This window comes from Vibrio sp. RM-69-4, from assembly GCF_024743775.1.
Lineage (GTDB): Bacteria > Pseudomonadota > Gammaproteobacteria > Enterobacterales > Vibrionaceae > Vibrio > Vibrio anguillarum.
Genome location: NZ_JAMQXI010000076.1, coordinates 1,008,134 through 1,029,676, shown reverse-complemented (window position 1 = coordinate 1,029,676; position 21,543 = coordinate 1,008,134). Strand labels below are relative to the sequence as shown.

General features: G+C 44.9%; 18 protein-coding genes and 1 pseudogene. 12 read left to right on the top strand and 7 right to left on the bottom strand.

What is annotated here, in order from left to right; translation table 11 throughout:
• Positions 1-120 precede the first annotated feature (120 nt).
• The gene (locus tag NB504_RS16810; RefSeq protein ID WP_013856881.1) at positions 121-1,158 is read left to right on the top strand and encodes an extracellular solute-binding protein; all 1,038 of its coding nucleotides are present in this window, start codon (positions 121-123) and stop codon (positions 1,156-1,158) included.
• Positions 1,159-1,189: 31 nt separating this feature from the next.
• Here the strand turns inward: NB504_RS16810 and cobB are convergent, their stop codons facing one another.
• The 3 genes from cobB to NB504_RS16795 form a co-directional block, all read right to left on the bottom strand.
• On the bottom strand, positions 1,190-1,927 hold the full coding sequence (cobB, locus tag NB504_RS16805) for a Sir2 family NAD+-dependent deacetylase (RefSeq protein ID WP_013856880.1): 738 nt from the start codon (positions 1,925-1,927) through the stop codon (positions 1,190-1,192).
• Positions 1,928-2,096: 169 nt separating this feature from the next.
• A complete protein-coding gene (locus NB504_RS16800; protein WP_019281009.1) occupies positions 2,097-3,317 on the bottom strand; it encodes an ammonium transporter in 1,221 nt (406 codons plus the stop codon).
• A 346-nt stretch (positions 3,318-3,663) separates the two neighbouring features.
• A complete protein-coding gene (locus tag NB504_RS16795; protein WP_094123503.1) occupies positions 3,664-5,253 on the bottom strand; it encodes an ABC-F family ATPase in 1,590 nt (529 codons plus the stop codon).
• Between the two features lie 236 nt (positions 5,254-5,489).
• Here NB504_RS16795 and NB504_RS16790 point away from each other — a divergent pair, with 236 nt between their 5' ends.
• The 9 genes and pseudogenes from NB504_RS16790 (at position 5,490) to NB504_RS16750 (ending at position 15,451) form a co-directional block, all read left to right on the top strand.
• Positions 5,490-6,125: a response regulator gene (locus NB504_RS16790; RefSeq protein ID WP_088732421.1), complete on the top strand. Its 636-nt coding sequence runs from the start codon at positions 5,490-5,492 to the stop codon at positions 6,123-6,125.
• 8 nt (positions 6,126-6,133) lie between these two features.
• The gene (locus tag NB504_RS16785; protein WP_258429372.1) at positions 6,134-7,753 is read left to right on the top strand and encodes an MASE1 domain-containing protein; all 1,620 of its coding nucleotides are present in this window, start codon (positions 6,134-6,136) and stop codon (positions 7,751-7,753) included.
• A gap of 87 nt (positions 7,754-7,840) precedes the next feature.
• Positions 7,841-9,172, top strand: a complete 1,332-nt coding sequence (gene uhpC, locus NB504_RS16780; protein ID WP_088728855.1) for an MFS transporter family glucose-6-phosphate receptor UhpC — start codon at positions 7,841-7,843, stop codon at positions 9,170-9,172.
• A gap of 126 nt (positions 9,173-9,298) precedes the next feature.
• A complete protein-coding gene (locus tag NB504_RS16775) occupies positions 9,299-10,333 on the top strand; it encodes an ABC transporter substrate-binding protein (protein WP_013856874.1) in 1,035 nt (344 codons plus the stop codon).
• A gap of 109 nt (positions 10,334-10,442) precedes the next feature.
• Positions 10,443-12,539 carry an iron ABC transporter permease gene (locus tag NB504_RS16770; protein WP_026027999.1) on the top strand — a complete coding sequence of 699 codons (2,097 nt, stop codon included), beginning with the start codon at positions 10,443-10,445 and terminating at the stop codon, positions 12,537-12,539.
• A 17-nt stretch (positions 12,540-12,556) separates the two neighbouring features.
• Positions 12,557-13,612 carry a ferric ABC transporter ATP-binding protein gene (gene fbpC, locus NB504_RS16765; protein ID WP_017044718.1) on the top strand — a complete coding sequence of 352 codons (1,056 nt, stop codon included), beginning with the start codon at positions 12,557-12,559 and terminating at the stop codon, positions 13,610-13,612.
• Positions 13,613-13,880: 268 nt separating this feature from the next.
• Positions 13,881-14,468, top strand: coding sequence for a molybdenum cofactor guanylyltransferase MobA (mobA, locus tag NB504_RS16760; protein WP_047689442.1), 588 nt, complete (start codon positions 13,881-13,883; stop codon positions 14,466-14,468).
• A pseudogene (gene mobB / locus NB504_RS16755) lies at positions 14,465-14,977 on the top strand (molybdopterin-guanine dinucleotide biosynthesis protein B); the annotation flags it as partial. The gene mobA and the pseudogene mobB, both read left to right, overlap by 4 nt.
• 198 nt (positions 14,978-15,175) lie before the next feature.
• Positions 15,176-15,451, top strand: coding sequence for a DUF2960 domain-containing protein (locus NB504_RS16750; protein ID WP_026027239.1), 276 nt, complete (start codon positions 15,176-15,178; stop codon positions 15,449-15,451).
• Positions 15,452-15,530: 79 nt separating this feature from the next.
• Here the strand turns inward: NB504_RS16750 and nagK are convergent, their stop codons facing one another.
• On the bottom strand, positions 15,531-16,442 hold the full coding sequence (gene nagK, locus NB504_RS16745) for an N-acetylglucosamine kinase (protein ID WP_258429370.1): 912 nt from the start codon (positions 16,440-16,442) through the stop codon (positions 15,531-15,533).
• 156 nt (positions 16,443-16,598) lie between these two features.
• Entirely contained in the window at positions 16,599-17,330 is a 732-nt protein-coding gene (locus NB504_RS16740; RefSeq protein WP_258429369.1) for a tRNA-uridine aminocarboxypropyltransferase, read from the bottom strand.
• 92 nt (positions 17,331-17,422) lie between these two features.
• Between NB504_RS16740 and NB504_RS16735 the strand changes: the two genes are divergently transcribed.
• Entirely contained in the window at positions 17,423-18,214 is a 792-nt protein-coding gene (locus tag NB504_RS16735) for a sterol desaturase family protein (RefSeq protein WP_258429368.1), read from the top strand.
• A 37-nt stretch (positions 18,215-18,251) separates the two neighbouring features.
• Here NB504_RS16735 and NB504_RS16730 read toward each other — a convergent pair whose 3' ends face one another.
• Positions 18,252-20,327: a methyl-accepting chemotaxis protein gene (locus tag NB504_RS16730; RefSeq protein ID WP_258429367.1), complete on the bottom strand. Its 2,076-nt coding sequence runs from the start codon at positions 20,325-20,327 to the stop codon at positions 18,252-18,254.
• A gap of 58 nt (positions 20,328-20,385) precedes the next feature.
• Between NB504_RS16730 and NB504_RS16725 the strand changes: the two genes are divergently transcribed.
• Entirely contained in the window at positions 20,386-20,898 is a 513-nt protein-coding gene (locus NB504_RS16725) for a C40 family peptidase (RefSeq protein WP_017042506.1), read from the top strand.
• 11 nt (positions 20,899-20,909) lie between these two features.
• Here the strand turns inward: NB504_RS16725 and NB504_RS16720 are convergent, their stop codons facing one another.
• On the bottom strand, positions 20,910-21,251 hold the full coding sequence (locus NB504_RS16720) for a DUF3802 family protein (protein WP_026027237.1): 342 nt from the start codon (positions 21,249-21,251) through the stop codon (positions 20,910-20,912).
• Positions 21,252-21,543 lie beyond the last annotated feature (292 nt).

The window sequence follows — 21,543 nt, the reverse complement described above, 5'->3', positions numbered from 1 at the left end:
CAAAAAGTATGAAATAGGCAGCACTAGCTGCCTATTTTCGTTAAAACTGGTATACTTTGCACTTTCGTATCACGCACCCTTGCCTAGTTAAGCTTTGGCACCGACTAAAATGGAAACGTAATGAAAAGCACACTGTATGCTGGCGCTATTTGCGCAGCAACTCTATTCACTACGCCTGCAATGGCTGCAGATCAAGAGCTTTATTTTTACAACTGGTCTGAATATATCCCCCACGACGTTCTCGAAGATTTCACCAAAGAGACAGGAATTAAAGTCATTTACTCAACCTATGAGTCTAATGAAAGCATGTATGCCAAGTTAAAGACTCAAGGTTCCGGTTACGATCTTGTCGTGCCATCCACCTACTTTGTTTCTAAAATGCGTAAAGAAGGCATGCTGCAGGAGATTGACCACGCTAAGCTTTCTCATTTTGCTGATCTTGATTCTAACTATCTCAATAAATCGTTCGACCCAAACAACAAATTTTCTATCCCTTATATCTGGGGCGCAACGGGGATTGGTATTAATACCGATATGCTTGATAAATCACTGATCAAAAACTGGGGCGACTTATGGGATGCCAAATGGGAAGGTCAGTTGATGATGATGGACGATGCTCGTGAGGTGTTCCATATTGCACTGAGTAAGCTTGGTTACTCACCTAATACGACGGATCCTGACGAAATTAAAGCGGCCTATGAAGAGCTTAAAAAACTGATTCCAAACGTGTTAGTGTTCAACTCCGACTTTCCGGCAAACCCTTTTTTAGCGGGTGAAGTTTCTTTAGGTATGTTATGGAATGGCTCGGCGTATATGGCCCGCCAAGAAGGCGCTTCAATTGACATTATTTGGCCAGAAAAAGGCGCGATTTTCTGGATGGATAGCATATCCATTCCGGCTGGGGCCAAAAACGTTGATGCGGCTCATAAGATGATTGATTTCTTATTGCGTCCTGAGAATGCAGCAAAAATCGCATTAGAAATTGGTTACCCAACTCCCGTTAAAACAGCCTATTCACTGTTACCCAAATCTTTCGCCAATGATCCTAATATCTTCCCTCCACAATCTGTGATGGACAGCGGGTTTTGGCAAGATGAGGTGGGAGAAGCGAATGTGTTGTACGACGAATACTTCCAGAAGCTCAAAGTAAATAATTGATCATATTCAATGTTTAGATAACACGCCTACTCTAGGCGTGTTTCTTTTTTGGCATTTCTAACCCTAATATCTCTTCCACTAACCGCGGAACTTCAATACTGGCTTTACCGTAACGTTTTTCCTCAAACTCACTTTCAACGGCACTCGGTTCTAAGTTGATCTCAATGGTGTGTGCGCCATGCATTCTGGCATCATGAACAAAGCCTGCAGCAGGATAAACAACGCCCGATGTACCGATAGAGATAAAAAGATCAGCCGTCTCGAGTGCTGAATAAATATCGCCCATGCGCAGTGGCATTTCGCCAAACCAAACAATATGAGGTCGCATTTGAGCTGGTATTTGACAGCAATGACAAAGCTCTCCGCTCAGAATGTCGTCTTTATGCTCTATTACTTGGTTAGAAACGCTGCAGCGTGCTTTAAGCAGCTCACCGTGCATATGAATCACCTGTTTGCTACCACCCCGCTCATGAAGGTTATCAATATTCTGCGTAATAATCGTTACGTTTCCCTCTAGCTCTTGCTCTAATTTACCAAGCGCGATGTGGGCGGCATTAGGTTGTATTGATTCAGATTGGAGTTTTCGACGACGCTGATTATAGAAATCCTGTACGAGATCGGGATCACGTGCGAAACCTTCAGGGGTCGCGACATCCTCTATTTTATGGTTTTCCCATAACCCATCTTGAGCACGAAATGTTTTGATGCCTGATTCCGCTGAAATGCCTGCCCCCGTGAGGATCACGATATTCTTGTAAGGGAAATTCATACTATGTCCTTATTGCACGCTTTTTTGCTAGCTTAGCACCGATGCAATAACAACAGTAGTTTTGAGGGTTAGACCATAGTATAAAATGGCCATTGATTGCTTATTTTCTGTGACATAAACCGAGCTATGAAATAGACCGAAGTACCCCGCGACTTCGGTCTATATGTAATCAATCTTCGTTAATGGCGGAGATTTTATGGATAGCCAAATCCGCGCCGTTAAATTCGTCTTCTTCAGATAAACGCAATCCAGTCAATACATTGAGAGAGCCATAAACGATTGCGGCACCCAATACTGCCACTGAAATACCCAATAAGGTTCCTAGTAGTTGAACGGCGAGGCTGACACCACCTAGGCCGCCGAGTGATGATTGGCCAAAAATACCAGCGGCAATCCCACCCCATGCGCCGCAAACACCATGTAATGGCCATACACCTAATACATCGTCTATTCTCGTTCGGTTTTGTAGTTGAGTGAACAACCAAACAAATAAAGCACCCGCTACCACTCCCGTCACTAAGGCACCCAGTGGGTGCATCAAGTCCGATCCTGCACACACCGCGACTAATCCCGCTAGAGGACCATTGTGGATAAAGCCAGGGTCATTTTTTCCGACAATTAACGCTGCTAAAATACCACCAGTCATGGCCATTAAAGAGTTCATCGCGACTAATCCACTAATTCCATTTAATGTTTGCGCTGACATGACGTTAAAACCAAACCAGCCCACACAAAGAATCCACGCGCCCAATGCTAGGAACGGAATGTTGGATGGAGCAAAGTTGGTGTGCTTTCCTGCACGTACTCTTCCCTTACGCATTCCTAGAAACATGACAGCGATGAGTGCAATCCATCCGCCGACCGCATGCACGACCACCGAACCAGCGAAATCGTGAAAAGCAGCACCGAATTGAGCTTCAAACCAGCTTTGCACGCCATAATTGCCATTCCAAATCATTCCCTCAAACAGCGGATAAACAAACCCGACGGTGAAAAAAGTAGCAATGAGAATGGGGTAAAACCGAGCGCGCTCGGCAATGCCTCCAGAAACGATAGCAGGAATAGCGGCGGCAAACGTCAATAGAAAAAAGAACTTAACTAGATGATAGCCGTTCCCTTGGGCAAGGGTTTGTGCATCAGCAAAGAAATGAGCGCCGTAGGCTATCCAGTAACCGATAAAAAAATAGGCGATCGTAGAAATACCGAAATCGGCGAGAATTTTTACCAGCGCGTTCACTTGGTTCTTTTTACGCACAGTCCCCACCTCAAGAAAGGCAAATCCGGCGTGCATTAAAAACACCATGATTGCTCCGAGCAGCAAAAATAGCGTATCAGAACTTTGAGTCAGGGCTTGTACGGCACCTTGAACCTGACTTACGGTTTGAGTCATCTTAGTGATTCTCCATTGAAATGTTGTGCACCAATCCTGTGCTACTTGATTATTTTCTCACCAATATAGTGAGTTATTGGTATTGAACAGCCTTAAAGCAAAATACATTCCAAAATAAACAAATGAATCAATAACTTTTCAATATCAAATAACTTATTGAAATAGAGTGAATTATATAAATATCAAGGGAGTTGTTGCATGATGGAAGAATGAACGCATTCATAAGAAGCGCACCAAATTGGAACGTGTGCTCCATTTTAATGCACTCTATTTTTTGGCTCGTTCCAGATTGCAGGCATTAAAAAGGCCTCCCGCAGGAAGCCTTTTCTTAAGAGTAAACCGTGGATTAGTTTACGCCACGAGATTTCAAGAATTCAGCATAAGTGCCTTTGAAATCGGTCAGTTTGTTATCACGAATTTCAATGATGCGCGTTGCCAGTGAGTCCACAAATACGCGGTCGTGAGATACGAAGAACAGAGTCCCTTTGTAGTTCTCCAACGCCGTGTTGAGCGATTCGATCGATTCCATGTCCATGTGGTTGGTTGGCTCATCCATCAACAGCATGTTTGGCTTATGCATCATGATCTTACCAAGCAACATACGACCTTGTTCACCACCAGAGATGACCTTAACAGATTTCTTGATGTCATCTTGGCCAAACAACATGCGCCCTAAGAAGCTGCGGATCACTTGCTCGTCATCCCCTTCTTGACGCCATTGGCTCATCCAGTCAAACAGGTTCATATCTTCGGCAAAATCGTGCGCGTGATCTTGAGCGTAGTAACCAATGTTCGCGTTTTCAGACCATTTATAGCTGCCGCTACGAGGCTCAAGTACACCCGCTAAGGTGTTAAGCAGTGTCGTTTTACCGACGCCGTTTTCACCAATGATCGCTACGCGTTCGCCCACTTCAAAAATGGCGTTGAAGTTACTGAACAGATCGTTTTCAAAACCTTGGCTAAGGTTTTCAACTTCTAACGCGTTACGGAACAACTCTTTCGATTGTTCAAAACGAATGAAAGGGTTTTGGCGGCTAGACGCTTTAACTTCGTCCAATTGGATCTTGTCAATCTGCTTAGCTCGTGACGTCGCCTGCTTCGCTTTAGATGCGTTCGCAGAAAAGCGTGCAACGAAAGTTTGCAGTTCAGCAATCTGTGCTTTCTTCTTGGCATTATCAGAGAGCAGACGCGCACGCGCTTGCGATGCCGCTGTCATGTACTCGTCATAGTTACCCGCGTACAGACGCAGTTCACCGTAATCCAAGTCAGCCATATGTGTACATACGCTGTTTAAGAAGTGACGGTCGTGCGAGATGATGATCATGGTGCAGTTACGTTGGTTTAGCGTATCTTCTAGCCAGCGAATGGTATCCATATCCAAGTTGTTGGTTGGTTCGTCAAGCAGCATGATGTGTGGTTCAGCAAACAAAACTTGCGCCAGTAGCACACGCAGTTTCCAACCTGGTGCCACTTCGCTCATCAAACCAAAGTGCTGTTCAAGAGGAATGCCTACCGCAAGCAACAATTCACCGGCTTTAGACTCGGCCATGTAGCCGTCCATTTCCGCGAATTCAGTTTCGAGATCCGCAACCTTCATGCCATCTTCTTCGGTCATTTCAGGCAGAGAATAGATACGGTCACGTTCTTGCTTAACTTTCCACAACTCTTTGTGGCCCATGATTACCGTGTCGATAACCGTGAACTCTTCGTAAGCGAATTGATCCTGATTTAGTTTCGCCACACGTTCGTTAGGATCATAGCTAACGTTACCACTCGAAGGTTCAAGCTCTCCGCTTAGAATCTTCATAAATGTTGACTTACCACAACCGTTAGCGCCAATCAGGCCATAGCGATTACCTTCGCCAAACTTAACGGAAATGTTTTCAAACAGAGGCTTTGCGCCAAATTGTTGAGTGATATTCGCGGTGGAGATCAAAACCAGTACCTTAATAAATGTGAATTGTATAAAAAACTGCGCAACGTTACTTGTTCAAGGCTCGAACTGCAAGCGATGTTTTTGTTTCACTGCCCTCGTAGTGCGAGTAACTCGCTCATTTAATGCCTACCTGCCACTGATCATAAGTTTCGAGAGAGCAATCACATCCCCTGCGCTGGTTTTTGATACTTATTGATACATCTGCGACTATCACTGCAAACCTATAGGATACCCGTATGATTTCAGTTGCTTTGGTGGATGACCACCTCATGGTTCGCTCTGGTTTTGCACAACTGTTATCGGTTGAACCAGACATTCATGTCCACAGTGAGTATGGTAGCGCGCGCGAAGCATTTCGTGCGCTGGTGAACGCTTCTATCGATGTGGCAGTTATCGACATTTCAATGCCCGACGAAAGTGGGCTTGTGTTGTTAGAGAAACTGCGCCGCGCTCAGCCGGACTTTAAAGCCATCATTCTCTCTATTTATGATTCAGCGTCCTTTGTCAGTAAAGCGTTAGAAGCTGGCGCTTGTGGTTATTTATCAAAACGTTGTGGGCCTGGAGAGTTAGTGAGCGCCATTCGTACCGTGGCTAATGGTGATCGCTATTTGTGTGCCGATGCCTTAATTAACCTAAGCAATGCTTCAGGTACGCCATCTGTCCTTGAAGGGTTAACTAAACGCGAAAGAGAGGTGTTTAATCACCTGATTTTAGGCAAAGACGTCAAAGAGATTGGTTACGATTTATCAATTAGCCACAAAACGATTCACGTGCATCGGGCAAATATTTTAAGCAAACTGGGGCTTACCAACAATGTGGATCTCATCCGCTTTGCTATTACTCACCAACTGTTGGTTAACGAGACGTTATAGAAGCGACTATGCATTTTCATCATCGATTTTCTGAAGCTTTACCTCGGTTGTCTCTCTCCTCTGGCTTTAGCTATGCATTTGCATGCGTTTTGTATTCAATTGGTTGGTTTTGTTTATGGAACATCAGCCGCTACTTAACTCCTGATTTATTGCTGGCTGGTCTGTTTTTGCCCACAGGCTTAAAGCTGGCCACACTCGCTCTTGCACCACGTCGTTTTTGGCTTGGGATCACTTTATGCGAAATGGCTATAGTGGCGTTGCTCGGGCATGTGTTGGCTATCGCTGCTCATGAATATCTATTACTGCTGTTTGCATTGATCGCTTATTGGCTGGCGATTGCCTTTCAATCTCTCTGGACATCACTACACGTTTATTGGAAAAAACTGTTGGCGCTTACCGGGTTGACGGTCGTTTACGGCATCTTATGTGGAAGCTCGGTTTTGCTGTTGGTCAAACCGCTCAACCTCGAACTGCATTACGTGGCACAAGCGACCGTTTCAGCTCTGACTGGCGGTATACTGCTCACTCCGTTCTTATTTCTCCTGTACGATTATCTACATCAGCAGATCTGGAGACCACTGTCACCCGATCTCATCCATCAGGACGTAACACTTCGCCCCTCTGCGTTGCTGTGGTGTTTGCTTTTTTTTAGTGGCGGATTGATCGCGGAGTTGACCTTGCTAGAGCAGCTCAAACCGATCGCCCTGCTCATTTTCCTGCTTCCCAATATTTTTATGGCTTATAAATACGGTTGGCAAGGCGGCGTATTGGCTAGTCTAATGAACAGTATTTTGCTTGCTACGGCACGGCAAATGACAGGTTCATTTGAATCCGATATTGAACTCCAAAGTTTTATAGCGACGCAGGCTTTTGTTGGTTTAGGGCTTGGTATTGCGATTAGCCGTCAATATTTCTTGGCGCAACGCTTAGCTAAAATTAACCAAAAGCTGGCAATCGAACTCGCGAACAAACAGCAACTGGCTCGGCAATTAGTCAAGGTTGAAGAGCAAATCCGAAAATCAGTTGCACGCGAACTGCATGATGAAATTGGCCAAAATATCACCGCGATACAGATCCAATCCATGCTCGCTAGTCGCTTGGCACAAAATGAAAAACAAACCAACATCGCTGAGACGATCAACACGCTCGCGCTACGAATTCACTCATCGACACGTCAATTATTAACCGAGCTTCGCCCTCATGCGCTTGATGAATTGGGGCTTGAGAGCGCAATTCGGCAGCTTGCAAGTGAAATGAAATTTGCGGAACGACACGTCGATTTTCGTCTGAATTTCGGAATTTTTGCAGAGCGTTTAGATGACATTACGGCCGTTACACTGTATCGAATTATTCAAGAGCTGCTTAATAACGTGTGCAAACATGCACAAGCATCAGCCGTGCAATTAAGCCTTGTTCCCGGTGACATGTTCAGTGTCGAGCTGCGTGATAATGGCATTGGTTTAGCTTCCGATTGGCGCAGCAAAGGCCAAGGCTTACTCGGCATCGAAGAACGCGTCAGCGCACTGGGTGGCACATTTTTAATTGAATCGCAGCGTAGCCAAATACCGCTTGGGACGCGCATAACTGTTAACTTGCCCACAAAACCGCTCACAACATCAACAAACTAGGAAAATTTCCTAGTCACTTATAACTTTGTCTCATTCATTTGGTGAATCACTCCGATACCATCTATTAGCACTAGGGAGAAACATAGCATGCTGGGTTTTCTGATTTCAAAACCGACATCAGCACCTATAGAACCACAGGACATTGATGCAACCTATCGTTACTGGCGCTTGCATTTAATGTTATCGATGTACGTCGGCTATGGGGTGTTTTATTTCACACGCAAAAGTCTCAATTTTGCCATGCCTGCGATGCTCACTGATCTCGGGCTTGAACATTCCGATGTTGGTCTGCTTGGTACGCTCTTTTACATGACTTACGGTTTGTCAAAGTTTGTTTCTGGCATGGTCAGCGACCAATCAAAACCGAGTTACTTCATGGGTTTGGGGCTGGTTGCAACGGGCGTAGTTAATGTGCTGTTTGGTTTGAGCTCTTCCCTAGCCGCATTTACCGTGCTTTGGACATTGAACGCTTTTTTCCAAGGTTGGGGATGGCCGCCGTGCGCTAAATTGCTCACTACTTGGTATTCCCGATCTGAACGTGGGTTTTGGTGGTCTATCTGGAACACTTGCCACAATTTAAGTGGCGCGCTCATTCCGATCAGCATTGGTTTTATCGCTGTGACTTTTGGTTGGCGGTACGGATTTATTGCACCGGGTTGCTTGGCGATCATCGTTGGTTTAGTGCTCTGCTTCCGCATGCAAGATAAGCCCATAACGTTAGGGTTACCCCCAGTGGGTGAGTGGCGTAACGATGAATTAGAAAAGCGCCATGAGTCTGAGGGTAAAGGTCTTCCATTTCGCCAAATTTTAAGTCGTTACGTTCTAGGGAATAAGTACGTTTGGCTGTTATGTAGCTCCTATCTACTGGTGTATGTGGTGCGTATCGCGCTAAATGATTGGGGTAATTTATACCTCACTGAACGACATGGTTATGAGCTTTTTTCGGCCAACGCTGCCGTATCGATGTTTGAAGTCGGAGGATTTTTAGGATCGCTATTTGGTGGTTGGGGCTCGGACAAATTTTTTAAAGGCAATCGAGCGCCGATGAACTTGATTTTTGCGCTAGGTATTTTCATTTCAGTGGCCGCGTTATGGCTAACACCGATTGACAACTTTGTGGTGTTGTCGGGCTGCTTCTTTTCCATCGGATTTTTTATTTTTGGTCCGCAAATGATGATAGGAATGGCCGCCGCTGAATGTTCGCACAAGGATGCGGCTGGAACCGCGACCGGTTTTGTCGGCTTATTTGGCTATCTTGGTGCAGCGTTAGCCAGTTACCCATTGGCTGTCATTATTGAACAATTTAGTTGGGAAGGATTTTTCAGTGTCATTACCCTCTCAGCCGCACTGATTGGATTACTAATTTTGCCCTTTTTAAAAGCGCAACAGCGTGCAGGGAATGCCGTCACTATGTCATAACCTTTCCTCACGTTGTTTTCTGATTTCGCTGTGTCATGCAGCAAAAACGAAATCACAGGAATGTGATGAAACTTAACGCTGCCCTACGTCTACGTTAAGTAATGAAAATAACAAGAGGAAACAGACATGAAAGATAGATTACCTCGCAGTGTACTTGCTACCTGCATTCTCGGTGCTTCGCTTGCCGCGCCTCAAGCATTTGCTGAAGGCCGACTCGTGGTTTATTGCAGTGCCACTAACGCCATGTGCGAGACAGCGACTAAAGCATTTTCTGATAAATATGACGTAAAAACCTCTTTTGTTCGCAATGGCTCTGGCAGCACGCTGGCCAAAATCGAAGCAGAGAAGAAGAACCCACGCGCGGATGTTTGGTATGGCGGCACGTTGGATCCTCAATCACAGGCGGGTGAAATGGATCTCTTACACGCTTACCAATCCCCGCAGCTTGAATTCATTATGGATGGATTTAAAGATCCAGCGAAACGCAAAGGGAACTACTCTTCGGCCGTTTATATGGGTATTTTAGGTTTTGGGGTGAATACTCAACGTTTGGCTGAAAAAGGATTACCGATCCCGCGCTGCTGGAATGATTTAACCAAACCTGAATACAAAGGAGAGATTCAAATCTCTGACCCACAAAGTTCGGGGACTGCCTACACCGCATTAGCCACCTTCATTCAACTTTGGGATGAAGATAAAGCCTTTGATTATTTCAAAGCACTCGACAAAAACGTCTCTCAATACACCAAATCAGGTGTTACCCCTTCACGTAACTCAGCGCGTGGTGAAATTGCGATTGGTATTGGTTTTTTGCATGACTACTCACTCGAACAATCGAAAGGAGCACCGCTGGAGCTGATTTCGCCTTGTGAAGGTACAGGTTATGAAATTGGTGGTGTGAGCATTATCAAAGGGTCGCGTAACCTTGATAACGCGAAACGGTTTGTTGACTGGGTCATGTCAAAAGAAGGACAAGAGCTGGCATGGAAAGAAGGTCAATCTTTCCAAATTTTAACTAACACTCAAGCGGAACAATCCCCCAACGCCCTCGACCCTAAAAAGTTAACCTTGATCGATTATGACATGGATACCTATGGATCCTCTGATGAACGTAAGCGATTGATTAATAAGTGGGTTAATGTTGTAAAAATGGGCGAATAGCCAACGCATTCCCTTTTCTTAGCCTCGATGGGCAGTGTCTACTGCCCTTTTTATAAAGCCAATACCAGGCTTATCACCGTGTGGCTACAAACAACTTTGGTACAGAAAAATGAATGAATTTACAGCAGGCACTGCACCACATCGGCCGCTAAAAACCTCGCATAGGGACCCGATTTTTTATTGGATCCTGACGTTATTGTGTGCGTTTGTGCTGTTGCCCTCTTTTGCACTTGATTACGGAGTGTTTGATTCAACATCGCAAGAGTTTTATGCCGCTATGGGTTGGAGCCGTGCCAATATTTCTTGGTTATGGTTTGCGCTTCCGGGTGTACTTCTCATTCGCCCTTGCTATGCAGGTAATAAGTACGCCAAACACCGTCACTATTTTGATATCGGTTATTCAGCGGCATGCATGTTTTTCGTGTTGGTCAGCTCTTGGTATACCCAGCAAGGTTTAGGTTATTCAACCATTGCACTATTTATTGCCTTAAGTGCTGTCATGACATTGGCATTGGCTCGTCTTGAGTTTTTGGGCGGTGACAGCTTCGTGATTGGTGCTCTGATCTCGATTATTCTCTTGATCACGATTTTTATTATCTTTCCGAGTATCGCCATCTTTGTACCGATGTTCCAAGATGAAATGGGGAACTTTGTTGCGTGGCAATTCATTGAAATTTTGAGCCGAGCGCAGATCATACAAATTGTTTGGAACTCCGTACTGCTTGGCGTATCTGTGGGTATAGGTGCCACTTTCTTTGGTTTGATCTTTGCTATCTATACCACACGCATTGCCACTCGCTCCGCTTTCATTGCGCGAATTTTTTCTATTCTTCCCATTGTGACTCCCCCTTTTGTCGTTGGGCTTGGGGTGACTTTAATGCTTGGGCGCTCCGGTTATATCACCGAACTCATGGTGGATTGGTTTGGGTTACAACAGACAAACTGGCTGTATGGTTTTACAGGCATTTGGATGGCACAAGTGCTCGCCTTTGCTCCTATGTCATTCATGATTTTAGATGGCGCGATGAAATCCCTACATCCATCACTGGAAGAGGCGTCCTACACGCTGCGTGCCAATCGTTATCAAACTTTTTTTAAAATTGTCATGCCATTGCTCAAACCTGCTTTGGCCAACAGTTTCTTAATCATCTTTGTCCAATCACTGGCCGACTTCAGTAACCCGCTCGTACTAGGGGGCAGTTTCGATGTGTTAGCCACTCAGATTTACTTCTACATCGCAGGAGCTCAATTAGATTACGCTTCCGCCAGCACACTTGGGGCCGTCTTGCTGCTATTTTCGTTGGCGATCTTTGTTGTCCAATATCTGTGGATAGGAAAGCGTTCATACGTCACCATTTCCGGCAAATCATATCGTGGCGATGTGCAAGCGCTGCCTACCTTACTTAAACATACGGTTTCGGCACTGCTCTATTTTTGGATGGCATTTAACATCTTGCTTTATGGCAGCATCATCTTCGGCAGCTTCACCGTGAACTGGGGTGTAGATTACAGTTTAACGCTTAAAAACTATATTCATCTGTTTGGCATGGGAATGAGTGAAGGTGCTTGGCCATCACTTATCACGACGATGATTTATGCCGGCGTTGCAGCGCCATTGACCGCCTTCTTTGGTCTGTTGATTGCGTATATCGTTGTCCGTCAGCAATTTTACGGTAAAAAAGTGATTGAGTTTGCAACCATGCTTTGCTTCGCCGTTCCGGGCACGGTTGCGGGGGTATCTTACATTCTTGCATTTAATGATGCGCCTATTTACCTCACCGGTACCGCGGCCATTGTTGTGATTTCCATGGTGATGCGTAACGTGCCTGTAGGCATTCGCGCAGGTATTGCAGGGCTAGGCCAGCTTGATAAATCGCTCGATGAAGCGTCACTCAGTTTGCGGGCTAACTCCTTTAAAACCATTACTCATATTCTGTTGCCGTTATTACGACCAGCAATTCTCTCAACACTGATTTACAGCTTTGTTCGAGCAATGACGACCGTCAGCGCCATTATTTTCTTGGTGACACCAGAAACACGGGTGGCAACGTCTTACATCCTGAATCGTGTAGAAGATGGTGAGTATGGCGTTGCGATCGCATATGGCTCGATTTTGATTGTTGTGATGTTGGCTATTATTTTAATTTTTGATTTTATCGTTGGCGAGGCACGTGTTTCTCGTTCTAAAGCCAATAACCAAGAATAACCATTGGAGATATCACCATGGAAAATGAAAACTTTGTTGTTTTAAAGAATGTCTGCAAGCGTTTTGGCGATAAAACCGTCATTGGTAATTTGGATTTAGAAATCAAAAAAGGCAGCCTTGTAACACTGCTCGGCCCTTCAGGATGTGGAAAAACGACCGTGCTGCGTTTGGTCGCAGGGCTCGAAAAACCAACCAGTGGCCAAATTTTTATTGATGGTGAAGATGTCACGAGCACCTCCATCCAGCAACGTGACATCTGCATGGTGTTTCAATCTTACGCTCTGTTTCCTCACCTTTCCTTACATGACAACGTAGGTTATGGCCTAAGAATGATTGGCTTGAGTAAAGATGAAGTGAAACAGCGAGTGGATGAAGCCTTGAAATTAGTCGATTTAGAAGGCTTTGGAGAACGTTACGTTGACCAAATTTCAGGAGGTCAGCAACAGCGAGTAGCGCTCGCTCGCGCGTTGGTGCTTAAGCCTAAGGTATTGCTATTCGATGAGCCGCTCAGTAACTTGGACGCCAATTTAAGACGCAGCATGCGTGAAACTATTCGAGAGTTGCAGCAGCGTTTTAATATCACCTCTTTGTATGTGACGCACGATCAGGCGGAGGCCTTTGCCGTTTCTGATACTGTGATTGTGATGAAAGATGGCGACATCATGCAGCAAGGGTCACCAACTCAACTGTATAAGCACCCAACCTCGATGTTCATGGCCAACTTCATGGGCGAAGCCAATATTTTTGAGGGTCAATATGATGGTGAATATTTGATCATCAATGGCTATAAGATCCCCGCTAATGATGACAGTGTCACGGCTTTGCCTGCGGGAAATTATCAAATTGGTGTTCGACCAGAAGCTATTTTGCTCTGCGCGGACGGTGATGCCTGCCAACAGTGTCAAATTACCAGTATTGCTTACATGGGGTCGATGTATGAAGTGTTGGTTAAATGGCACAACAAAGAGCTGTTACTGCAACTCAACTCGTCACAATTTGACCCCAGTTACGCTGATCACCCTTACCTGACGATCAACCCCGTGGGGTTATTCCTACTACCTGAAGATGCTTAATACTGCCTAGCTTGACCAAACGCCTCCAAACTAATGGAGGCGTTTGTGTCTTAGTGAGAGCAATGAAAAACTTAACGAGAGCAATGAAAAAGATCCACCCGCACAAGTGAGATTGGTTATAATCATCAGCCAGTTAGCACCAAGGCATGAGTTGGGTTATCATCCTTAACTTGGTTTGTCGCCACTAAAAATGGGCGAGTGATGCTCAATCAATGAGTTTAACTTGTCTGTACGGCGCTCTTCTCATCGCACAATTAAGAGACATTTCATGTTACTTCCCACACAAACAAGTTGGGTTATTTTAGCGGGTGGGCAAGCCAGCCGTATGGGTGGACAAGACAAAGGGCTGATTGAACTCAATGGCCAACCTTTGATTCAACATGTCATGAATAAGCTTAAGCCGCAATCTACTAGCCTGACGATTAACGCTAATCGTAACCATGCACAGTATCGTCAGTTTGCGCCTGTCATTTCCGATACCATGGCTGATTATCCTGGGCCACTCGCTGGAATTCAGGCAGGGTTAACCCATGCACAAACCGATTGGGTTGGATTTGTCCCTTGCGATTGCCCGTTGATCAATGACGATCTTGTTGCGCGTTTTTGCCATGCTGTTCAAGACTCGCATGATATTTTAGTCGCCCATGATGGTCACTTCGCTCAACCCGTATTCACCCTTATTCACCAACGTGTGCTGCCAACACTGACTGCATTTTTAGAACGTGGCGAGAGAAAAATCACCCGTCTTTATCAAGAATGCCACACAGATTACGTTGACTTTAGCGACTCGCCAAACTGCTTTTTGAACCTCAACACGCCTCAAGATCTGGCACAATTTGGAACTTTGACATCATGAAATATCAAGCGCCTTCATGCCCTTTGCTTGGCTTTGCGGCCTACTCTGGCACAGGAAAAACAACCCTGCTTGAAGCCTTGTTGCCCAAGTTAAGGGCAGCAGGCCTAACATTAGGCGTACTTAAGCACGCGCACCACGATTTTGATATTGATAAACCAGGTAAAGATAGCCATCGGCTGCGTAAAGCGGGGGCAAGCCAGATGTTAGTTGCATCGCGCTATCGTCATGCCATGATGACTGAGACGCCAGAAGCCGAACCCGATTTCGAATATCTTTTGTCTCGCTTTGATTGCGATAAACTCGACGTAATTTTAGTTGAAGGGTGTAAAAACCTCGTCTTTCCTAAAATTGAATTGCACCGTGCTGAAGTGGGTAAACCTTGGCTATATCCAAATGATGAAAATATCATCGCTATCGCCGCGGATGAAGTTGTGAAAAGTGCTTTACCACAGATGAACATCAATGATCTCGATGCAATAGCGGCGTTTGTGATTGAATATGTACAGCGTTGTAAATGAAATATCCTGCGCTATTTCGGTGGTGAAAGCGTGACAATTATCCCACTTAAAGGCAAAATCTAGCCCATTACATGTTGGTTAGTCATGTTTAAGCGCTACCAACGCCCCCATTTTCAATCGGTTGATAGTAAGCGATCAGCCTTTGTTTATTTTCCCGAAATTGGGAATGACGATTTTAGAGAGATGATCATGGCTCGCACCATTTTGTACACTTACAAAAATGAAGATAAAACGCTGACTTTTTCTTACGAAAAACATCACAACATTCAAGAAGCAGTAGCCGAAGCGGAAGGTATTGATATTACTGATTTTTTAAAAATGGAACAGCAGCTGGAAATGATTTCTGACGCAAAAGCGGTACGCAATTACCGCGATAACCACTTTAAAAAGTTAGGTTTTAGCAAGCTAACACTGCAACAAAAAGAAAACGTAGGTGTGGGTAAAAAAGGCGCTAACACCAAATAAACAGAACTTAGGTTAAAGAGTTAACTTTTGACTGATATAAAAAAGGGCCCGTTTGATTATAGGCCCTTTTTGTTTGATTTTATGATTTGATATTAAGGAAAGCCGCACCACGTACGCCGCCTGAATCACCATGTTTTGCTTTGATGATCTTCGGACATTTCGCGACAGAAAGCAGGTATTTCGGTACGCGTTTAGGCATCTCTTGGTAGATCAATTCAAAGTTTGATAAACCGCCACCGAGTGCAACAACGTGTGGGTCATTGGCTGTGAAAATGTTGGCAAAACAGATGGCAAGTAGTTCCATAAAGCGCTCAACATGCTCAACGGCTTTCGCTTCACCTGCTTCATTGGCATGAATGATATCAATCGCTTTTTTGTGCTCGCCATAATAGTGCTCGTACAATAGCTCAAAACCGCGGCCAGAGAGATAACTGTCTAAGCATCCTTGTTTGCCACAACCACAGCCGAGCATCGGCGCGTTATCGCCAAGATGTAACCATGCATCAAGAGGCAGACGCATATGACCAAACTCCCCTGCTACGTGGTTACGACCAGAGAACACTTTCCCTTCATAGATAAGGCCGCCACCAAAACCTGTGCCGAGAATTAGGCCCATAACCGAAGGCTCATTTTTCAGCTCATCGTCCCATGCTTCAGAAAGCGCAAAGCAGTTTGCATCGTTTTCAATCTTCACGCTGCGGCCAATTTTTGCTTCTAAATCAGCGCGTAACGGCTTGCCTTTTGCAGCAGGAACGTTGACGGTTAATACCGTAGCATCATCAGCATCTTCCATACCTGGTAGGCCAAGGCCTATTTTACCTTCCACACCCAGTTGCGCGTCATATTTACTCACCAACTGCGCAATGGTTTCAACTAGCAGATGGTAGTCGTTTGTTGGGGTAGGAACGCGCTCCGTTGCTACGCGTTCTAACTTCTCATTAAACGCACCAAACTCAATTTTAGTGCCACCGACATCAAAGCCGTAGTACATGCAATCTCTCCTAAAATTTGCTCATCAATGAGCTAAAAATAAAACTTTGGGCATTATCCACAGAGCTCAGCCTACAATCCGTGACCGAGTACCAATTTATCTGGTCTATAGGTTCGATTGAACAATTACTCATCACCGAATCGATCAACTTTAGAGTCACGTCTCGCTTTGCTGCTGGTCGATGAAACGTTTCAAGACTGGCCTGCTCAAATCATGCTTTAGGCGGGTTTTACTCAGCAAGTAACTTTCCCGAAACACTTCAAACCATTGGCTTAATAGCAGAGAGGCTTGATGCTCACCCACTTCAGCCAATACCAATGACGCCACTTCAGCCGTTGATAAATGCTGCTTATTATCAGATTTACGCATCATATATTGCGATACGCTTTTAGGTGCGATAGACATCACCGGAAGCGCATCCAAATAAGGTGATTTACGAAACATTCGTCTTGCCTCGCGCCAGCTTCCATCAAGCAATATCAACAGTGGTTTGCGTTTATCGTGCGCGCTGGGAGGGCTTTGCATTACTCGAGGCTTTTCATCCACATACTCTTCGGGAAAAATGACGACTGGTTGATAAGCGGGATTATTCAACAGTGTTAGCATTTCCGCGTGAGGTTCGGTGCGATTCCACTGATAAACGTAAGTTTCTTTAATCACATCGGCAATTAGTCGACCAGTATTACTGGGTTTAAACACTTCATTTTCAGAAACCAGCAGTAATACTGCGATATCCGTATCCATATCCGGTTGATGGCCGCATAAGCAGTATTGCGTGGCGACCTGACAATAGGCGCAACGTTCAACTTTCGCACCACGAGCTTGAAAAGGTTTGGTCGATAACGCTAAGCGATGTTGGAACAAATGGTTAAATGCGTGGATTCTCATAAATCAGGGCGGCAAGCTGGAAAGTGCTGCCGATTGTACTTACAGTACAAGCAGATTCCTAGCACAAGACCATTGAAGATGAGCCATTAAGCATGAACCTGAACCCTGAATTGATCCGTTTGAGCGTATTTTTCGCTGTATTTATGCTTTGTGCGCTGTGGGAATGGTCTTGCCCACGTAAAACACTCACCCAAAGTAAAGCCACTCGCTGGCTGAATAATTTAGGTTTGGTTGGTTTAAATAGCGTGTGCTTATCGCTATTGATGCCAGTGTTAGCCATTGAAGCGGCTTATTGGGCGCAGCAAGACTCGATTGGCCTTTTTAATTGGGTGGATTTGCCACAAGTGGCTGAAATTGCGCTGTCAGTGATTATTCTTGATGGCGTGATTTACGCCCAGCATGTGCTTTTTCACTTCTCTCCTTGGTTATGGCGTTTACATCGCATGCACCACGCTGATCAAGATATTGATGTGACCACTGGCTCGCGGTTTCACCCATTCGAAATGATTCTCTCTTTGTGGATCAAAATCACTTGCGTGATCATGTTGGGTGTCAGCCCATTCACGGTATTGATATTTGAGGTTGTGCTCAATGCGAGCGCGATGTTTAACCACAGTAACGCAAAATTACCGTTGAAAATGGACCGTTGGCTTCGCTGGTTGGTGGTGACACCTGACATGCATCGGGTGCATCATTCTGTCATTGTGCGAGAAACTCACTCCAATTTTGGTTTTTTCTTGTCATGTTGGGATCGGCTATTTCGTACTTATCGTGCGCAGCCAGAATTGGGCCATAAGCAGGTCATTATCGGCCTACCACTCTTTCGAGAGAAGCGTGAGCAGTGGTTGGATAAAATGCTTACCCAACCATTTAGAAAAAAGTGACAACGTCATGAAAATACAGGAATTCGCACTGGATAAGCTAGTTGAGCGTATATTTATGCAACATAGCCTGCTGTTCACCCGCAACTTCAGCCACCTGCTCTGAACTTTCGACCATGGCTTCAAGCTGTAATTTGGTTTGCTCACCTTGCGATGAAACTTGGCTGATAGATTGGCTTACATCGGCCGTCGCTCGCTCTTGCTCTTCTGTTGCAACGCTTATCTGCTCAACTCGAGCACGAATCTGTTCCACTGCTTTTTCTATCTGCTCAAATGTTGTTTTGACTTCTTGACTCGATTGCAGCGCATTACTCATCTCTTGGCGCGAATCCGATACCGCTTGACGAGAGCGCTGCGTAGCATTGGTGAGCTCATTCATCATGTCCCGGATATTGGTGGTTTGCTGTGATGTATCGCTGGCTAATTTGCGTACTTCATCGGCTACAACCGCAAAACCACGCCCTTGTTCGCCAGCTCTTGCTGCTTCAATCGCGGCGTTCAACGCCAGTAAGTTGGTACTGTCAGCAATACCGCTGATCATATCCACCATCTCGCGAATTTTCTTCACGCGCTGGTCAAGCTCGTGCATTGCTTCATCGTTTAAATGCAGTGTATTTTCAAGAGATTCCAAGCGAACACGGTTTTGTTCCACTACTTTCACCCCTTGCGTAGAAAACTGGCTGGCAGCCACTGATTCTTCATAAGATTCACTGGTCACAAGCGCGATATTCCGAATCGCCGATTCCAACTCACTCACTGTGGAAACCATGTTAACCAACGAATCATTTTGTGCGGCTAAACTGCGGTTGGATTTATCGGCTGCATCGTGACTGGTTTCGGCATTTTGGTAGAGCATTTCACAATTGCGCGTTACGGTAGAAATTGAATATTTTGTTGATTCAATAACTTGGTTTAGTTGTAGAGCAACTTCTTTAAATTCACTCGGGCCAATCAAGCGAGCGGGTTGAGAAAAATCGTGTTGAGTTAATAATGCAAGCTTGGCCAATAAGTTATTCAGCCCCAGCTTTAGCCAGTGGCGTAACCCTAGCCACGCAAGTAAAACCAAAGCGACCAGAATAATGCCGCCAGTATATTGTACTTGCTTAACCATTAGCATTGCGTCATGAACCACGCTCTCACTGTGTTTGATCAACTCACTTGCGGTGGCAGAAATCGTATTTAGCAGTGCTACCGTGTCTTTGGCTAGCTGCGCAGCTTGTGCCATTTCTTGTCGCTGCTGCTGTGCTTGCTCAATTTTATTTAAGATCAGTGCCAAGATGCCATGCTCAACAAAACCCGCTTTAACCATTTCATAAGGTGCCGTCAGGCTCGCAAACTCTATAACATCAGGATGCCACTCTTTGAAATCATCAAAGGCTAGCTCAATTCCCGCCATGCGATTACGGATTTCCTTAAATTGCACTTTGGCCTGTTCAGGATCGTTTTGCATCATTAACAGTAAGAAGGTACTTTCCATCGAACTTGCACTGGCAATAAAGCGGTTAGCCGCATCCATCGATTCCGGGTTATCTAATGCGAGAAATGAACTGATCCGGTTCATCTCCGGTCCAATGGAGCTTAATCCGTAACGAAACGCGGTGGCGGCGTTATCGATAGCATTCTGCTGTTCAAGCAAAGAGGCCTGCGTTGATAAAATAGAATAGGTGAGCTGCTGAAAAGCCGCACTTTTGCTGCGTAACGACACTTGATGATCTTGAGTAATCGCGTTACCGATACGAGTAGCGATGGAGAAAAGCTGGTCAGTAAGTTGGTCAGTCTGCTGGTTTAAGTGGCTTAATTGCTGGTTTACCGCTTCTAATTCTGCCGATTCCGTTGTGCGGATGCCATCTCCGAGAGATTGTACTTGTTCTAATATATTTTGCGTCAACCTTGCATTATTTAATGCCAAAGGTAGTGTTTGTTCAGACAATCCAGAAAACTGTAGCCCTACCTTATCGATGCTTTTTAAACTGGTGATGGATAAAAGGACCACCAGTAACGTCATCGTGATGAAAATGGCACTGATGGTTTGAATCAACGACAGTGAATGTCGATTATTTATTGAGGAATTCATGATAAATGCAACTAAGTGATTAGAGAATGTGTTAAGGCTCAACCATAGTAGGAATGCAATATTTCAAAAATGTTTCAGTTACATTTCATTGGGATGATAAATGATTAAAAGTCCAATACTCTTCGCATTATCAATAACTAGTGTGCTAACGGGTTGCGTAGGATCGCCTATTTCGTCCAATTCTGGCCCTACTTATGTTACTCAAGAAGAGATTCTGTCAATTGTCCAAGATAAAGACGATGGGTTAGGCACGGTTTTTCAGCGCTGGCAAGGAGTGCCGTACCGATTAGGTGGTGAAACATTGAACGGAGTCGACTGCTCAGCATTTGTGCAAATAGCGTTTAAAGATGTATGGCAGATCCCTCTACCTCGAACCACACGCTCACAGAGTCAAACGGGTTTTGAGGTAAATTATCAAAATGCGCAGCGCGGGGATTTGGTCTTTTTTAGAACATCAAGGACGAGCAATCATGTTGGAGTCTATCTAGGAGACAAAAAATTTATGCACGCCTCTACGTCTAAAGGTGTGATGATCTCAAGAATCGATAACCCCTATTGGGCTTCTAAATTCTGGCAATTTAGGCGGATTATAAGCCCGCCTAACTCTGATTAGTCATACTTCAATTAGTCGTACTTCGCAACGGCAGTATCGAACAGATTCTTCACTAAGGCGATGTATTCATCAAGAAAAAGGATCTGTTCATTGGTCGCAGGTTTACTCCAAACACCCGCCAATACTTCACCAAGATCTTCCACTACAGAATCGGCTTCTTTGAGCAACTGGAATCGAACACTGGAATGTAGCTCAGGGTTTTGTTCAAAAATAGCCATGATGTTGCTTGAAACCATGTCGGTCACAACATCTTCTACACTTTCAGCGCCAATATCTCCGCCTGATGTGAACACATCCATATTAAAAGAGAGATGCTCTATCAGAGCCAAATAACCATCGGTTTCTACAACCACTTTAATTCTCCGCTTTACCGCTAAATTGCTAGTAATCACTGTACCTTCAATAATACTAAGCCATGTCAGCCCATTTTCACAGATTTGATAGTTTAGACGTTCAAATTTCCCGCGATTTCTTGATAAGCATCTATTTCACGAACATTTATTTTCCCCAAAGTAGGATACGCCATCCTATAAATTGGGTTACTAGCACCTAAGCAAGATCAACTTATGAAAAATATAGCGTTATTTTTAATACTATTTCTGTATTCGCATCTGCAAATTCTTGCACTTAATCACATTTATGAGC

Excerpts from the sequence above, each read along its gene's own strand:
- NB504_RS16810 (WP_013856881.1), top strand. The coding sequence starts at position 121 with ATGAAAAGCACACTGTATGCTGGCGCTATTTGCGCAGCAACTCTATTC.
- cobB (WP_013856880.1), bottom strand. The coding sequence starts at position 1,927 with ATGAATTTCCCTTACAAGAATATCGTGATCCTCACGGGGGCAGGCATT.
- NB504_RS16800 (WP_019281009.1), bottom strand. The coding sequence starts at position 3,317 with ATGACTCAAACCGTAAGTCAGGTTCAAGGTGCCGTACAAGCCCTGACT.
- NB504_RS16790 (WP_088732421.1), top strand. The coding sequence starts at position 5,490 with ATGATTTCAGTTGCTTTGGTGGATGACCACCTCATGGTTCGCTCTGGT.
- NB504_RS16785 (WP_258429372.1), top strand. The coding sequence starts at position 6,134 with ATGCATTTTCATCATCGATTTTCTGAAGCTTTACCTCGGTTGTCTCTC.
- uhpC (WP_088728855.1), top strand. The coding sequence starts at position 7,841 with ATGCTGGGTTTTCTGATTTCAAAACCGACATCAGCACCTATAGAACCA.
- NB504_RS16775 (WP_013856874.1), top strand. The coding sequence starts at position 9,299 with ATGAAAGATAGATTACCTCGCAGTGTACTTGCTACCTGCATTCTCGGT.
- NB504_RS16770 (WP_026027999.1), top strand. The coding sequence starts at position 10,443 with ATGAATGAATTTACAGCAGGCACTGCACCACATCGGCCGCTAAAAACC.
- fbpC (WP_017044718.1), top strand. The coding sequence starts at position 12,557 with ATGGAAAATGAAAACTTTGTTGTTTTAAAGAATGTCTGCAAGCGTTTT.
- mobA (WP_047689442.1), top strand. The coding sequence starts at position 13,881 with ATGTTACTTCCCACACAAACAAGTTGGGTTATTTTAGCGGGTGGGCAA.
- NB504_RS16750 (WP_026027239.1), top strand. The coding sequence starts at position 15,176 with ATGGCTCGCACCATTTTGTACACTTACAAAAATGAAGATAAAACGCTG.
- nagK (WP_258429370.1), bottom strand. The coding sequence starts at position 16,442 with ATGTACTACGGCTTTGATGTCGGTGGCACTAAAATTGAGTTTGGTGCG.
- NB504_RS16740 (WP_258429369.1), bottom strand. The coding sequence starts at position 17,330 with ATGAGAATCCACGCATTTAACCATTTGTTCCAACATCGCTTAGCGTTA.
- NB504_RS16735 (WP_258429368.1), top strand. The coding sequence starts at position 17,423 with ATGAACCTGAACCCTGAATTGATCCGTTTGAGCGTATTTTTCGCTGTA.
- NB504_RS16725 (WP_017042506.1), top strand. The coding sequence starts at position 20,386 with ATGATTAAAAGTCCAATACTCTTCGCATTATCAATAACTAGTGTGCTA.